The organism is Pedobacter sp. (assembly GCF_041645105.1).
Lineage (GTDB): Bacteria > Bacteroidota > Bacteroidia > Sphingobacteriales > Sphingobacteriaceae > Pedobacter.
Map to the genome: position 1 here is coordinate 1281699 of NZ_JBAZQQ010000001.1, position 15988 is coordinate 1297686.

Annotated in this window: 17 protein-coding genes; all 17 read left to right on the forward strand. The window is 38.0% G+C overall.

Annotated features, from left to right (window positions below):
* Window positions 1–47 precede the first annotated feature (47 nt).
* Window positions 48–1772, forward strand: a complete 1725-nt coding sequence (locus WC623_RS05480) for a hypothetical protein (protein WP_372848737.1) — start codon at window positions 48–50, stop codon at window positions 1770–1772.
* Between the two features lie 78 nt (window positions 1773–1850).
* Entirely contained in the window at window positions 1851–2222 is a 372-nt protein-coding gene (locus tag WC623_RS05485) for an NADH-quinone oxidoreductase subunit A (RefSeq protein ID WP_372848739.1), read from the forward strand.
* A gap of 106 nt (window positions 2223–2328) precedes the next feature.
* Entirely contained in the window at window positions 2329–2871 is a 543-nt protein-coding gene (locus WC623_RS05490; protein WP_372848741.1) for an NADH-quinone oxidoreductase subunit B, read from the forward strand.
* Window positions 2871–3374 carry an NADH-quinone oxidoreductase subunit C gene (locus WC623_RS05495; protein ID WP_372848743.1) on the forward strand — a complete coding sequence of 168 codons (504 nt, stop codon included), beginning with the start codon at window positions 2871–2873 and terminating at the stop codon, window positions 3372–3374. Before WC623_RS05490 ends, WC623_RS05495 begins: the two co-directional genes overlap by 1 nt.
* Window positions 3375–3378: 4 nt before the next feature.
* Entirely contained in the window at window positions 3379–4593 is a 1215-nt protein-coding gene (locus tag WC623_RS05500; RefSeq protein ID WP_372848745.1) for an NADH-quinone oxidoreductase subunit D, read from the forward strand.
* Window positions 4586–5098, forward strand: a complete 513-nt coding sequence (gene nuoE, locus WC623_RS05505) for an NADH-quinone oxidoreductase subunit NuoE (protein WP_372848747.1) — start codon at window positions 4586–4588, stop codon at window positions 5096–5098. Before WC623_RS05500 ends, nuoE begins: the two co-directional genes overlap by 8 nt.
* Entirely contained in the window at window positions 5098–6462 is a 1365-nt protein-coding gene (gene nuoF, locus WC623_RS05510) for an NADH-quinone oxidoreductase subunit NuoF (protein WP_372848749.1), read from the forward strand. Before nuoE ends, nuoF begins: the two co-directional genes overlap by 1 nt.
* A 26-nt stretch (window positions 6463–6488) precedes the next feature.
* Window positions 6489–7493, forward strand: a complete 1005-nt coding sequence (locus WC623_RS05515) for a 2Fe-2S iron-sulfur cluster-binding protein (RefSeq protein ID WP_349788309.1) — start codon at window positions 6489–6491, stop codon at window positions 7491–7493.
* Window positions 7493–8530: an NADH-quinone oxidoreductase subunit NuoH gene (nuoH, locus tag WC623_RS05520; protein WP_372848751.1), complete on the forward strand. Its 1038-nt coding sequence runs from the start codon at window positions 7493–7495 to the stop codon at window positions 8528–8530. The genes WC623_RS05515 and nuoH overlap by 1 nt, the downstream gene beginning before the upstream one ends.
* A gap of 35 nt (window positions 8531–8565) precedes the next feature.
* A complete protein-coding gene (locus WC623_RS05525) occupies window positions 8566–9066 on the forward strand; it encodes an NADH-quinone oxidoreductase subunit I (RefSeq protein ID WP_372848753.1) in 501 nt (166 codons plus the stop codon).
* A 51-nt stretch (window positions 9067–9117) separates the two neighbouring features.
* Window positions 9118–9615: an NADH-quinone oxidoreductase subunit J gene (locus tag WC623_RS05530; RefSeq protein WP_372848755.1), complete on the forward strand. Its 498-nt coding sequence runs from the start codon at window positions 9118–9120 to the stop codon at window positions 9613–9615.
* Complete coding sequence (nuoK, locus tag WC623_RS05535) at window positions 9615–9944, forward strand: NADH-quinone oxidoreductase subunit NuoK (RefSeq protein ID WP_372848757.1); 330 nt, start codon at window positions 9615–9617, stop codon at window positions 9942–9944. The genes WC623_RS05530 and nuoK overlap by 1 nt, the downstream gene beginning before the upstream one ends.
* Window positions 9945–9963: 19 nt before the next feature.
* Window positions 9964–11856, forward strand: coding sequence for an NADH-quinone oxidoreductase subunit L (gene nuoL, locus WC623_RS05540; protein WP_372848759.1), 1893 nt, complete (start codon window positions 9964–9966; stop codon window positions 11854–11856).
* 21 nt (window positions 11857–11877) lie between these two features.
* Window positions 11878–13344 carry a NuoM family protein gene (locus WC623_RS05545; RefSeq protein WP_372848761.1) on the forward strand — a complete coding sequence of 489 codons (1467 nt, stop codon included), beginning with the start codon at window positions 11878–11880 and terminating at the stop codon, window positions 13342–13344.
* A gap of 4 nt (window positions 13345–13348) precedes the next feature.
* Window positions 13349–14722 carry an NADH-quinone oxidoreductase subunit N gene (locus tag WC623_RS05550; RefSeq protein ID WP_372848763.1) on the forward strand — a complete coding sequence of 458 codons (1374 nt, stop codon included), beginning with the start codon at window positions 13349–13351 and terminating at the stop codon, window positions 14720–14722.
* A gap of 45 nt (window positions 14723–14767) precedes the next feature.
* Window positions 14768–15430 (forward strand): DedA family protein, encoded by a 663-nt coding sequence (locus WC623_RS05555; protein ID WP_372848765.1) that lies wholly within the window; start codon window positions 14768–14770, stop codon window positions 15428–15430.
* A gap of 2 nt (window positions 15431–15432) precedes the next feature.
* Entirely contained in the window at window positions 15433–15984 is a 552-nt protein-coding gene (locus WC623_RS05560) for an inorganic diphosphatase (RefSeq protein WP_372848767.1), read from the forward strand.
* Window positions 15985–15988: the final 4 nt, after the last annotated feature.

The following is a 15988-nucleotide window of genomic DNA, read 5'->3' on the forward strand; positions in this document are numbered from 1 at the left end:
CCCCACGTGGATGGACTTCTTGATAACTAAAAAACAATATACGAACCATGAAAATGACAAAGAAAGCGATAACCTTAAGTTTAGGTTTAGTAGTGATGGGTTCTGCCTCTTTTGCTCAGAGCTTAAGTGACGCAAAGAAGGCAATAGATGCCGAGCAGTATCAGAAAGCCGCTTCAATGCTTAAAACACTTGTAAATTCACAAGCTAGCAAAGGAGAGAATTATTATAATTTGGGTGAGGTTTATTTGCGTATGGAGTATGTGGATTCAGCACGTGCTGTATTTACAAAAGGTGTAACTGCAGATCCTAAAAATTCATTAAATTATATCGGTTTAGGTGAGGCAGACTTAATTGATAACAATGCTGCTTCTGCAAAAACTAATTTTGCAAAAGCTGTAGAGGTGTCATCGAAGAAAGACTGGGTGCCTCAGTTGTATATCGGAAAAGCATATATTTCAACCGATAAACCAGATTTTGAAGCTGCTTTGCCTTATTTGCAAAAAGCAGAAGAATTGGATGACAAAGATAAAGATGCAGAAACTTTCTTAGCACTAGGCGATTATTATGCTTTGCAAAAGAAGAATTCTGAGGCATTACAAAACTATATGCGTGCATTAAATATCAACGAATCGTTGGTTAGAGCTACGGTTCAAATTGGTCGTATGTACAAAGAGTCAAGAGCTTTTACAGAGTCAGAAGAGCAATTGAAGGAAGCAATTACAAAAGATCCTAACTATGGACCAGCTTACCGTGAAATTGCTGAGCTTTATATGCAATGGGCACTTCAGATGGCGAGTGAATTTGATGCTAGATCAGCTCAGGCAACTGAGAATTACAAAAAGTATATCGATTTAACTGATAACTCATTTGAGTCTAAATTACGTTATGCTCAGTTCTTATTTTATGCAAAGGATTATAAAACTTTACAAGAAGTAACTTCTAGTCTTGCGGCAAGTAATCCTAACGATCCAAAAGCTTTGGTAGTTTCTAGGTTACGTGGTTATTCAGCATTTGAGAATAAAAACTATCCTCAAGCTTTGGAATATATGAACGATTTCTTTGCGAAAGCAAAAGACACTTCTCGTGTAATAGCTTCAGATTATTTATACCTAGGAAGGGCACAAAAAGAAAATAAGCAAGATGATTTAGCAATGACTAGCTTGATTAAAGCTGTTCAGTTGGACTCTGCTTATGCTGAGCAATTAGCTGAAGTTGCAAAAGCATTTTATGATGCGAAAGACTATCCTAAAGCAATTGAAACTTATGATGTTGTGAATAAGTATAATCCAAATGGAAAAGGTTCATTATATAATTACTTCTACCGTGGACTTGCTGGTTATTTCCTTTATGGACAAGGTTATAGTGCGAAAACAAATCCATCTAAGGATATTTTAGTTAAAGCTGATACTGCCTTTGCTGCAGTGTTGAAAGAGGCTCCGACTACTATTGATGTATTTCTTTGGAGGGCCAGAGTAAATAATTTGATGGATAGTGATACAGATCCTAAAGGATTGAAATTGCCATTCTATCAGCAATACCTGGATTCAGCAGAAGTTCGTTTAAAAAATAATGTTCAACCAGCTCCACCAGTTAAAAGTATGGTAGAGGCTTATAACCAGATAGCAGGTTTTGCTTTGTACAAAAACGATAAAGAAAAAGCTAAATTGTACTGGGATAAAGCCTTGGCATTAGAGCCTCAAAATGCTACTGCATCTGAGGGATTGAAGCAATTAGCAGCACCAGCTCCTAAAGCTCCTGTTAAAAGAAAATAATTAAAATATATAATAATTGAAAAGGCAGGGTTGATATCCTGCCTTTTTGTTTTACTTTTGTCCTAAAATATTTTTCAAATGGAAACGCAAAGTGTACCTGTAGATTTTCTACCTATCATTTTTCAAGTTATTGTTGCCTTAGGTTTTGTTGTTGTGACTTTAGTTGCGACTCACTTTTTGGGCCCAAGAAGGAAGACTAAAGATAAACTGGAAACTTTTGAGGCAGGTATTAAAACCATTGGAAATGCGCGCCAGCCTTTTTCTATCAAATATTTTTTGGTTGCAATCTTGTTTGTATTGTTTGATATAGAGGTTATTTTTATGTACCCATGGGCTGTTAACTTCCGGGATTTAGGTATGACGGGTATGATTGAGATGTTTATATTTATGGGTACCTTATTATTGGGCTTTATATACGTTTTGAAAAAGAAAGCCCTGGATTGGAATTAATCTATTTAGATCGATTCTAAATGCATATAGCGTAGGCCTTTTGCTTCAAAAAATTGTAAATTTGTGGTTCATTCTTTAAAGGAATGAGCCTTTTTCGTTTTGTATCATGAGTGACATCAATATAGTAGAAGCGCCGCCAGGCATTGAAGGATCTGGCTTTTTTGCCACCTCTTTAGATAAAGTTATTGGTTTGGCTCGTTCCCATTCATTATGGCCTCTTCCATTTGCGACTTCATGTTGCGGTATTGAATTTATGGCAACTATGGGTTCTCATTATGATTTCGGCCGTTTTGGGTCGGAGCGTTTAAGTTTTTCTCCACGTCAGGCCGATTTATTAATGGTAATGGGTACCATTGCTAAGAAAATGAGCCCTGTTTTAAAACAGGTTTATTTGCAAATGGCTGAACCTCGTTGGGTGATTGCTGTTGGTGCATGTGCATCTAGTGGTGGGATATTTGATACGTATTCTGTTTTACAGGGTATTGATGAGATTATTCCTGTTGATGTGTATGTCCCTGGTTGCCCACCAAGACCTGAAGCTATTTTAGATGGTTTTGGCAAAATTCAGGAATTAGTGAAGAATGAATCTTCGAGAAGAAGAAATTCAGATCAGTACAAGGAAATGTTGGCTTCTTACGGAATTTTATAATGGCAGAGGTAACAAATCAAGATTTGATAACATTACTAAGCGAAAAGTTTGGTGATAAAATCATAGGTGTAAATGAGCCTTATGGCTTACTTACTTTTGAAACGACTAAAGACGTAATTATCGATGTGCTGAAGTTTTTGAAGGAAAGCGAAGTGGCAAACTTTAATTTCCTCACAGATATTACAGCAGTGCATTATCCAGAAAAGAGACATGGAATTGCAGTGGTTTACCACCTGCATAGCATGGTGAAAAAGATCAGAATCAGGATTAAAGTATATATCGATTCGCAAAATCCAAGTATCCCTACCGCAACGACTGTATGGAATGCTGCAAATTGGATGGAGCGTGAAACATATGATTTCTTCGGGGTAAAATTTGAAGGTCATCCTGATTTAAGAAGGATTCTGAACATGGATGATTTAGGTGTTTTTCCTATGTTGAAACAATATCCTTTGGAAGATCCAAATAGAGTAGATAAAAAAGACGAATACTTTGGTAGATAAGTTTATGAATCACAATCAACCAGTATATACAGATAATGATCCGCAGGAAGAATTGGTAACCCTTAACCTGGGGCCAACACACCCGGCGACGCATGGCGTTTTCCAGAATGTTTTACAGATGGACGGAGAGCGTATTGTGAGTGGTGTTTCTACCATTGGGTATATTCACCGTGCATTTGAGAAAATTGCAGAGCACAGGCCGTTTTATCAGATTACTCCTTTGACAGACCGTTTGAACTATTGTTCTTCACCTATTAATAATATGGGTTGGCACATGACGGTAGAGAAGTTGCTGAACATACAAATGCCAAAACGTGTAGATTATCTGAGGGTAATTATCATGGAACTCTCTCGTATAGCTGATCATATCATTTGTAATACGATCATAGGACAAGATACTGGTGCTACAACTACTTTTTTGTACCTTTTTCAGTTCAGAGAGCATATTTACGAGATTTATGAAGAAATCTGCGGTGCGCGTTTAACAACGAATGTTGGTCGTATCGGTGGTTTTGAAAGAGATTTCAATGATATCGCTTTTGCAAAGATCAATAAGTTCCTGAAAGATTTTCCTCCTGCTTTAAGAGAATTTGAAGCATTATTGAATAGAAACAGAATCTTTATTGATCGTACTGCTGGCGTTGCCTGTGTTACTCCAGAAAAAGCACTGGATTATGGCTGGACAGGTCCTTTGTTGCGTGCAACTGGGGTTGATTATGATGTGCGCATCAGTGAGCCTTATTCTTCTTATCAAGATTTTGACTTTGAAATTCCAGTAGGGACAAATGGTGATATTTATGATCGTTATTTAGTTCGTAACGAGGAAATGTGGCAAAGTTTACGCCTTATAGAGCAGGCGATGGAGAAATTGAAACATGAACCTGCAGGTATTTTCCATGCAGATGTTCCTGAATTTTATCTGCCAGCGAAAGAGGAAGTATATAACAATATGGAAGCGTTGATTTATCACTTTAAAATAGTGATGGGAGAAATTGATGCACCTAAAGCTGAAGTTTATCATGCTGTAGAGGGTGGTAACGGTGAGCTTGGTTTTTACCTGATTAATGATGGCGGAAGAACTCCTTACCGTCTGCACTTTAGAAGGCCTAGTTTTATAAATTATCAAATGTTTGCACCCATGAGCGTAGGTATGCTGTTGTCAGATGCCATTATCAACATGAGTAGCATGAATATTATTGCAGGAGAATTAGATGCTTAAAGTAGAAGAACAACAACCTGTAGAGTTTTCATCAGCCTTAATTGAAAAGTTTGATGAAATCGTAAAAAGATATCCTGAAGGGAAACAGAAGTCGGCCTTATTGCCAATTTTGCACGAAGTGCAGGCGGTGTATGGCTGGGTAAGTGTTCCTGCAATGGATAAAGTTGCTGCTTACTTAGACATTCAAGATATTGAAGTTTATGAGGTAGCATCATTTTACACCATGTATTTCTTAAAGCCACAAGGTAAATATGTGCTTGAAGTATGCAGAACAGGACCTTGCTGTCTGGTTGGCGCAGAGAAAATCATGGGTCATATTGAAAGCAAGCTGGGTGTGAAAGAAAATGAAGTAACAGCAGATGGTTTGTTTAGCTGGAGAGGTGTTGAATGTATGGCGGCCTGTGGTTACGGTCCGGTTTTACAGATTGGCCCTGAATATACATTTTACGAAAACCTGAACGAGCAAAAGGTGGACAAATTGATTGAGGATTTACGCAAGAAATAATGGGCCGTCAACTATTATTAGAACATATAAACGTACCTGGCATCAATACACTTGATGTTTATCGCCAAAAAGGCGGGTATCGTTCCGTTGAGAAAGCTTTAAAGACTCTTACGCCTGAAGAGGTAGTAGAAGAAGTTAAAAAGTCTGGATTACGCGGTCGCGGTGGTGCAGGATTCCCTACGGGAATGAAATGGAGCTTTTTAGCTAAACCAGAGGGCGTTGCTCGTTACCTGGTTTGCAATGCGGATGAGTCGGAACCGGGCACTTTTAAAGACCGTTATCTGATGACTTATATTCCTCATGCATTGATCGAAGGGATGATTGTTTCCAGCTTTGCGCTTGGTGCAAACACTTCCTATATCTATGTACGTGGAGAAATGATGCCGCAGATTCGTATTCTTGAAAAGGCAATTGCAGAAGCAAAAAAAGCAGGATTCTTAGGTAAGAATATTTTAGGTTCAGGTTATGATCTGGAACTATATGTTCAGCCTGGTGGTGGAGCTTATATCTGTGGTGAAGAAACAGCCTTGCTGGAATCACTTGAAGGTAAAAGAGGAAACCCAAGGATTAAACCTCCATTTCCTGCTATTGCGGGATTATATGGTTGTCCGACTGTAGTAAACAATGTGGAATCTATTGCAGCTGTTGTTCCGATCATTAATGATGGTGGGGATGAGTATGCAAAAATTGGCATTGGCCGAAGTACAGGAACAAAATTGATTTCTGCTTCAGGTAACCTGGTTAGACCAGGTGTTTATGAGATCGAGTTGGGTTTACCTGTTGAGGAATTTATCTATTCTGATGAGTGGTGTGGTGGTATTGCCAATGGGAAGCGCCTAAAAGCTACTGTTGCAGGTGGATCATCAGTTCCTGTTTTACCAGCAAATTTAAGTTTGAAACTAGCCAATGGCGAACCAAGGTTAATGAGCTATGAGTCTCTTGCCGAAGGTGGTTTCGCAACTGGTACAATGATGGGTTCAGGAGGTTTTATAGCTTTCGACGAAGATCAATGTATGGTTAGAAACACCTGGAACTTCTCGCGTTTCTATCATCATGAGAGTTGTGGACAATGTTCGCCATGTAGAGAAGGAACCGGATGGATGGAAAAGGTATTGCACAGATTGGAATATGGACATGGTAAGATGAGCGATATTGATTTGCTGGTTGACGTGTCTAAAAAGATAGAAGGAAATACTATTTGTCCGCTTGGTGACGCAGCAGCCTGGCCGGTTGCAAGTGCGATCAGACATTTCAGGGACGAATTTGAGTGGCATGTGAATGAGCCCGTAAAGAGCTTAAATACAAATTATGGTCTGGCAAATTATGCTGACCCGATTGCCAAAGCCGTTACGACAGATAATTAACATCAGACAAAAGAATATCTTTAACAATGAGTGATAAAGTTAAGGTAACCATAGACGGAATAACAGTAGAAGTAGCTCCGGGTACCTCTATCCTGAATGCTGCAAGGCAAATAGGTGGAGATATTGTACCACCGGCTATGTGCTATTATTCAAAATTAGAAGGAAGCGGTGGAAAATGCCGTACTTGTATTGTTAAGGTAAGTAAAGGTTCGGAAAAGGACCCTCGCCCGATGCCTAAACTGGTTGCATCTTGCCGTACTGCTGTAATGGACGGTATGGAAGTAATGAACATTACTTCTCCGGAAGTACTAGAAGCACGTAGTGGTGTGGTAGAGATGTTATTGATCAACCATCCACTTGATTGCCCGGTTTGTGACCAGGCAGGAGAGTGTGATCTTCAAAACCTGGGTTATGAACATGGCTTGCAGAAAACTAGATATGAGTTTGAACGCAGGACTTTTGAGCGGATAGATATTGGAGATAAGATCCAGTTACATATGAATAGATGCATTTTATGCTATCGTTGTGTGTTTACAGCTGATCAGATTACGAATAAAAGGGTACATGGTATCCTGAACAGAGGTGATCATTCTGAAATCTCTACCTATATTCAAACGGCAGTAGATAATGATTTCTCAGGTAATGTGATCGACGTTTGTCCGGTTGGGGCCTTGACAGATAAAACTTTCCGATTTAAGAACCGTGTTTGGTTTACAAAGCCTATTGATGCACATAGAGATTGCCCTACTTGTAGCGGTAAAGTAACTTTATGGTACAAGGGTGAGGATGTTTTAAGAGTAACAGCACGTAAGGATGTGTATGGTGAAGTAGAAGAGTTCATTTGCAATACTTGCAGATTTGATAAGAAAAAGACTGCAGATTGGGTAATTGAACACCCTACTCCTGTTAGTGATACTTCAGTAATTTCTTCTAATCACTACGAGACTTTAAAGCCATTGCCAGTAATTCAGGATAACCCTAAATTGAAGCAAGCAAATCAGGTTGAACTAGATAAAACCACTAAATTCTAATGGATATAGCTTTTGTAATAGAAAAATTTGTACTTGTAGCTATCATTTTTGGGATTAGCCTTGTGATTGCTATGTATTCTACCTATGCGGAGCGGAAGGTGGCTGCTTTTTTACAAGACAGGTTGGGACCGGATAGAGCTGGCCCTTTCGGTATTTTGCAGCCTTTAGCCGATGGTGTAAAGATGTTCATGAAGGAGGAGATTATTCCTTCAAATGCAAGTAAATGGCTGTTTATGGTTGGTCCAGGCCTTGCTATGTTAACTGCCTGTATTGGTACAGCTGTTATTCCGTGGGGTAGTCCAATGCAGATTGGAGATAGGTTGGTTCCTTTACAGGTAACTGATATCAACGTTGGTTTGTTATACATTTTTGGTGTTGTTTCACTAGGTGTGTATGGTGTGATGATCGGTGGATGGGCATCAAATAATAAATACTCTTTATTAAGTGCCATCAGAGCAGCATCACAAAATATTAGTTACGAAATTGCAATGGGCTTGTCGATTATTGCTTTGTTGCTTGTAACGGGTTCTATGAGCTTGAAAGAAATTGTGGACGGTCAGCATGGCTGGCGCTGGAATGTCCTTTATCAGCCTCTAGGATTTCTTCTATTTATGGTATGTTCTTTTGCGGAAACCAATAGGGCACCTTTCGACTTACCTGAGTGTGAAACAGAGTTGATTGGTGGATATCATACAGAGTACTCATCTATGAAATTGGGTTTTTACCTGTTTGCTGAATACATTAACATGTTTGTATCTGCAGCAGTAATGGCTACCTTATATTTTGGTGGTTATAATTACCCAGGGATGGATTATATGGCCGGTTTATTAGGCCCAACCTGGGCACCGCTTTTTGGAGTAGCTGTATTCTTTGTTAAAATATTTGCATTCATATTCTTCTTTATGTGGGTACGTTGGACTATTCCTCGTTTCCGCTACGATCAACTGATGCATTTAGGCTGGAAGGTATTAATTCCTTTGGCTATAGCGAATGTGGTAGTTACCGGTGTGGTAATTGCAATAATTGAAGGATTTTAACATCCACATTAGTGGAATAATAATAAGGAGGTTTAATGGAACCATTAACCAGTAAAAAGAAAGTATTAGAACAAAAGCCCTTGACATTAGCAGAGCGCATGTACTTGCCTGCTATTGCTAAAGGAATGGCTATTACGATTGGTCACTTTTTTAAGAAAGAAGCGACGATCAGGTATCCTGAGGTAGAGCGTGAATTCTCGACTAATTTCAGGGGTATGCACTCTTTGAAAAGAGACGAAGAAGGTAGAGAGCGTTGTACAGCTTGTGGCTTATGTGCTTTATCATGTCCGGCGGAGGCAATCACTATGATTGCTGCTGAGCGTAAGCCAGAAGAGAAAGAGCTTTACCGCGAAGAGAAATATGCTTCGGTATATGAGATCAATATGTTACGCTGCATTTTCTGCGGTTTATGTGAAGAGGCTTGTCCGAAAGAGGCTATTTACCTGGATGGACCAATTGTTCCTTCAGATTATTTGCGTAAGGATTTCATTTACGGAAAAGATAAGCTGGTTGAACAGCCTTTGAATAAGAAATAATAAACACATATAGCTTTAGGGCTATTTAATAAACAGATTAAATATATATTAATGGGTGCATCGGTATTCTATTTTGTTGCCACACTAAGTATCTTCTTTTCACTGATGGTTATTTTCGCAAAAAACCCAGTGCATAGCGTGCTTTACCTGATTGTTACATTCTTTACGTTTACTGTACATTACGTTCTGCTGAATGCACAGTTTTTGGCAGTAGTAAACTTTATTGTGTACATGGGGGCGATTATGGTCTTATTCCTTTTCGTACTGATGTTACTGAACCTGAATAAAGACAATGAACAACTCAAATCGACTTTGATAAAGGTTGTTGGCGTAATTGCAGGTTGTTGCCTACTGGTGACTTTAGCAGGGGCTTTAAAGGCAACAGCAATTTCTGATCCGGTTGTATTGAAAAATCCAAATCTTGGTCTGGTAAAAAACCTGGGAAAGGAATTATTCGGACCATTTATGCTGCCGTTCGAACTGTGCTCTATTTTATTGCTTTCGGCAATGGTAGGGTCGATATTATTAACTAAAAAAGAGAAAGTATAATGGGCGACATTACTCATCATTTACAAGGGGTACCGCTAAACCATTACATCTGGTTAAGTGCAATCATTTTCACCATTGGTGTTATAGGTGTTTTAACACGTAGAAATGCAATTGTTATTTTCATGTCTATAGAGCTGATGCTAAATGCCGTGAATTTATTGTTAACTGCTTTTTCGGTACATAACAATGATCCATCGGGTCAGGTATTCGTGTTCTTTATTATGGCCCTGGCAGCAGCTGAGGTGGCCGTTGGTTTGAGTATTATTGTAATGGTTTACAGAAATACCCAATCTACAGATATTAATGTGTTGAATCGCCTTAAGTGGTAATTATTAAGAAGAATATAAGATGATAAATTTAGTTTGGCTGGTTCCGTTGATTCCTCTTTTGGGCTTTGTAATTAATGGCCTTGGGAGAAATTCATTATCCAAAAACCTGATTGGTTTTATAGGGAGCAGTGTCATATTCATTTCGTTTGCAATAAGCCTTGGGATATTTTTTGAACTGGGTGCGGATGCGAATAAATCGCACGAAATATTTCTTTTTGATTGGATTAGCGCAGGGAACTTACACATTCCATTGTCGTTTTTGGTTGATCCATTAAGCTCATTAATGCTCCTGATCATTACAGGCATAGGCTTTTTGATCCATATTTACTCTATCGGCTACATGCATAGCGATGAAGGTTTCGGTAAGTTTTTTGCCTACCTGAACCTGTTTATCTTCTTTATGTTGTTGCTGGTTTTGGGATCAAACTATATTGTAATGTTTATTGGTTGGGAAGGTGTAGGGCTTTGTTCTTACTTATTGATCGGGTTCTGGTATACAAATAGCAGTTATGCATCAGCAGCGAAAAAAGCATTTGTAATGAACCGTATTGGTGATTTAGGCTTTCTACTTGGTGTATTTTTGATCTTCACTACTTTTGGAAGTGTTGAGTTTGGTAAAATATTCCCGCAAGCTGCTAATATGTTGCCAGGAAATGGTACGATTGCTTTAATTGCTTTATTCTTATTTATTGGTGCCTGCGGTAAATCTGCACAGTTGCCTTTATTTACCTGGTTGCCAGATGCGATGGCTGGACCGACTCCGGTTTCTGCCTTGATTCACGCTGCTACCATGGTTACAGCGGGTATCTATATGATTGCAAGATCTAACCTGATTTTTGATCTTGCCCCATTCATTCAGCACATCATTGCCATTGTTGGTTTGGCTACAGCGGTGTTTGCAGCTATTATTGCATTAACGCAAAATGATATTAAAAAGGTACTGGCCTATTCGACAGTATCCCAGTTAGGGTATATGTTCCTTGGCTTAGGTGTGGGTGCTTACGATGGCGCTTTTTTCCACGTAATTACGCATGCTTTCTTTAAAGCATTATTGTTCTTATGTGCTGGTTCTGTAATTCATGCTTTACATCATGAACAGGATATGCGCCATATGGGTGGTTTACGTAAGAAATTACCAGTTACATTTATCACGATGTTGATTGGTACTATTGCTATTGCAGGTTTACCTCCATTTTCTGGATTCTTCTCTAAAGATGAGATTCTAGCTCATGTTTATATGCATGATAAAGTAATGTGGGGAATTGCTGTATTTACTGCATTCTTGACTGCTTTTTATATGTTCAGAATGTTGTTCCTTACTTTTTATGGGAAGTATCGTGGTACTCATCATGCTGAAGAGAAAATTCATGAGTCTCCAAAGTCTATGACTATACCACTAATCGTTTTGGCTGTTTTATCTGCCTTTGGAGGTATGATAGGTATTCCGGAAGCACTAGGTGGTAGTCATTGGTTATCTCAATGGTTATCTCCGGTTATTAAACATGTAGGTGAGGCTCCAGATCATGCTACAGAGTATATGTTAATGGCAGTTTCGGTGATAGGAGTTTTGATTTCGATTGGTGTTGCTTATAACAAGTATATCAAGCAAAACGATATTCCTGTGGCAGACGAAGGCAAGCGTTCGGCTTTAGTCAACCTTTCTTACAACAAGTTTTATGTTGATGAGATTTATGATGCCATAATTAGAAAGCCTTTAGATGCAATATCGGTTTTCTTTTATAAAATTGTTGACAATAAAATTGTGGATGGTATTGTAAACGGTCTAGGCTGGACTACAAATGAGGCGAGCAAAGGTTTACGTTTACTGCAAACAGGAAATGTTGGCGCTTATATTTTTATGATGGTGATAGGAATCATCTCATTGTTATTGTATACTTATTTATCTCTATAAAAGATCGTTCAAGAAAAAATAATGGAACAAGTCTTATTACTTCTTATATTCTTACCATTGGTTGGCGCCTTGGTTACCGCATTCTCCGGAAATGCAGCAAAACATGTCGCATTGGTATCGGCAATCGCTTCCTTAGGCCTTGCTCTTGCAATGGTATGTAATTTTACACCGGATGCAAGCATGCAATTTGTTGTGAACTTTCCCTGGATAAAAGATCTCGGGATCAGCTTTCATGCAGGTGTAGATGGGATTAGCCTGATCACTATATTATTGACCAATGTGCTTATTCCATTGATTATTCTTACGGCCTATCAGCATCAATATAGTAAGCCAAATGCTTTTTTCGCATTAATCTTGTTTATGCAAAGTGGGTTGTTAGTAGTATTTACTGCTATGGATGCTTTCTTGTTCTACATTGGATGGGAAGCAGCATTGATTCCTATTTACTTTATTTGTGCAGTATGGGGTGGTAAAGACCGGATTAAAGTAAACATGAAGTTTTTTGTTTATACTATCGCTGGATCTTTATTTATGCTTTTGGGGATCATTTATCTTTACTTACAGAATCCTTCGAATAACTTTGATATCCAGGCATTTTATAATTTAAGCTTAGATTCTACACAACAGACCTGGATATTCTGGGCTTTCTTTGTGGCTTTTGCTATTAAGATGCCAGTATTTCCTTTCCACACATGGCAACCTGATACCTATACAGAAGCTCCTGCTGCAGGAACAATGTTGCTTTCAGGTATCATGCTTAAAATGGGTATTTATGGTGTGATCAGATGGTTATTGCCTATTGTACCTGGGGGTGTTCAAGACTGGGGGCAATTCGCTATTATTTTATCAATTATAGGTGTTGTTTATGCTTCGATTATTGCATTTACACAAAAGGATGCGAAACGATTGATCGCTTATTCATCTATTGGTCACGTAGGTCTGATATCAGCAGGTGTGTTTGTACTAAACGTACAAGGTATGCAAGGAGCAATGATACAAATGTTAGGTCATGGTATAAACGTTATCGGTTTATTTTTTGTGATTGACATTATTGCTAATCGTACTCAAACTCGAAAAATAGCTGATCTGGGCGGAATTGCAAAACAGGCACCTAAACTTGCCATTGTATTTTTAATTATCATTTTGGGTGCAGTGGGTTTGCCGGGAATGAACGGCTTTATCGGAGAGTTCCTTTTATTACTGGGCGTATATCAATATAGCTTATGGGCTGCAGTATTCGCTGGATTAACTATTATTTTAAGCGCGGTTTATTTGCTTAGAATGTATCAGAATGTAATGTTGGGCAAAACAAATGAGCTAACCGTTAAATTTACAGACATCAAAGGGTCGGAACAGGTTGTATTGTATATCATCTGTGCACTGGTAATTGGATTGGGTGTTTATCCTAAGCCGATTTTACACTTATCAGAAGCTTCAGTACAGCATTTAATAGAACAGGTAACACAAAAATTAACATCGGTAAACTAAGGAAATGAATATCATTATAACAATAACTGTTACTGCTTTGGTAGTGCTTTATGCAGGTTTGTTTAAAGCTAAAAAAGCGTTATTACCTCTTACCTTGGTTGGTTTGCTTACTTCACTGGCATTTGTTGTTACTGCCTGGAATACCAATCAAACTTATTATGGAATGATGCAAATGGATAACTTTGCATTGGCTTTTACAGGGCTGACTGTTTTAGGGACACTATTTATATTTTTGCTTACTCAGAACTATTTTGCTGCTAACAGTGAAAATATTGCTGAATACTTTACACTGATACTTTTTGCACTGGCCGGAATTGTGGTTATGGTCTCTTATAAAAACATGTCGATGTTGTTTATAGGGCTGGAAATCATGTCTGTCAGTTTATATATCCTTGCAGGAATCAGAAAAACTAATTTTGCTTCAAACGAGGCTTCATTAAAGTATTTTTTGATGGGTGCATTTTCTACAGGATTCCTGTTATTTGGAATTGCCTTAATTTACGGCGCAACAGGATCTTTTGATCTTGATGTGATCAATCAATATCTGGTAGGTAACTATAAGGCTGTTTCTCCATTGTTTTACCCTGGATTAATTTTGCTATTGATTGGAATGTGCTTTAAAATTGGAGCTGCTCCATTCCACTTCTGGGTTCCGGATGTATATGAAGGATCACCTACATTGATCATGGCGTTTATGTCGACAGTTGTGAAAGTTGCTGGATTTGCTGCATTCCTACGTTTGTTTGCAGGTACATTTGCACCTTTACATGACTTCTGGCTTCCACCATTAATGGGTATTGTATGTTTAACTTTATTTATTGGTAACGTTACAGCATTATTTCAGAAGAGCTTTAAAAGGATGTTGGCCTACTCAAGTGTGTCACACGCAGGTTATCTTTTATTCTCTTTGGTTACTTTGACAGCAAGCTCATCAAACAATGTATTGGTTTATGTTGCTGCATATACTTTTGCTAGTATCATTGCTTTTGCGGTATTGATTTTGGTGAAGCAAAAAACTGGAGATGATCATTTCAATAGTTTTAATGGCTTAGCTAAACGTAATCCATTAACAGCATTAGTCCTTACTGTAGCGATGTTATCCTTAGCTGGAATACCTTTAACTGCTGGATTTATAGGGAAATATCTGATGTTTGTAAATGTAATGACCAATTACCATGTATACCTGGTTGCTTTTGCAATTTTAAATGCACTGGTTGGTTTCTATTACTATTTTAGGGTCATTGTGGCTATGTATTTCAAAGAAGGTAATGATACTGACTTACAAACTCCTGTGCAATATCAGTTTGTATTGGTATTATCAGTATTGATTACTGTTTTTTTAGGAGTATATCCGTCAGTAATTTTAAATCTGATATAGGCACTTCTATAGATTATTATTTGTAGTTTTACGAATAATTGAAATATGCACGATTTCTGGAACTCATTACAGCATTTCATTGATCCCGAAAAATTACTTAAAGAAGGTGGTTTTTACGTTGTAATGTTCGTCATATTTGCCGAGACAGGTTTGTTTTTTGGCTTTTTTCTTCCAGGAGATTATCTATTGTTTCTTGCCGGGATGTTTGTTGCTACAGGAAAGCTCGATGTAAATATCTGGGTACTTATCCTTGGTCTAATGGTTTCTGCAGTTTCAGGTAATTTTGTGGGCTATTGGTTTGGTCGAAAGACGGGGCCCATGTTGTATCATAGAAAGGAATCTTTTTTCTTTAAGCGCCGTTATTTAAAGGCAGCTGAAGAATATTACAACAAACAGGGAGCTTTCGCATTGATTATGGGCAGATTTGTTCCAATTGTTAGAACATTTGCACCGATTTTTGCTGGTGTAGTCAAATTGGACTTTAAAAGATTTGCATTATATAACTTTGCAGGTGCAATTATTTGGATAGCATCCTTAACTTTGCTGGGATATTTTCTTGGCAAGAGATTTGAAAAAGAGATTAACGATTATTTATTATATATAATTATAGGTTTCGTTGTCATCACTACTATTCCGTTAATCTTCGCTTTTGTGAAAAAGAGAGTAGTTAAAGACGACAATGATAAATTATCAAATACTGAACAATAAAAATGAGTAAAGACGACCATCACCCATGGCACAGTGTATCTCCAGGTAACAATTTACCGGAGACAGTTAATGCGATTATAGAGATTCCGAAAGGGTCGAAAGCAAAATATGAAATAGACAAGGAATCAAACCTTATTAAGTTAGATCGCGTACTATTTTCATCAGTAATGTATCCTGCTAATTATGGTTTTATCCCACAAACATATTGTGATGATAATGACCCACTTGATATTTTAGTGTTATGTTCTGTGGATGTTTATCCTATGACCATCATTGAAGCTAAAGTTATAGGTGTAATGCATATGGTTGATAATGGCGAGCAAGACGACAAAATTATTGCCGTTGCCAAAAATGATATGTCTGTAAATTATATTAATGATCTTGCTGAATTACCTCCACATACGATGAAAGAGATTGTGAAGTTTTTTCAGGATTACAAAGCATTAGAAGAGAAACAAGTAACTATTGAGCATTTACTTGGTGTACGTTATGCACACAAAGTAATACAAGAAAGCATAGAGCTTTACGATAAGACGTTTAGAAATAAGCCTTAATGAT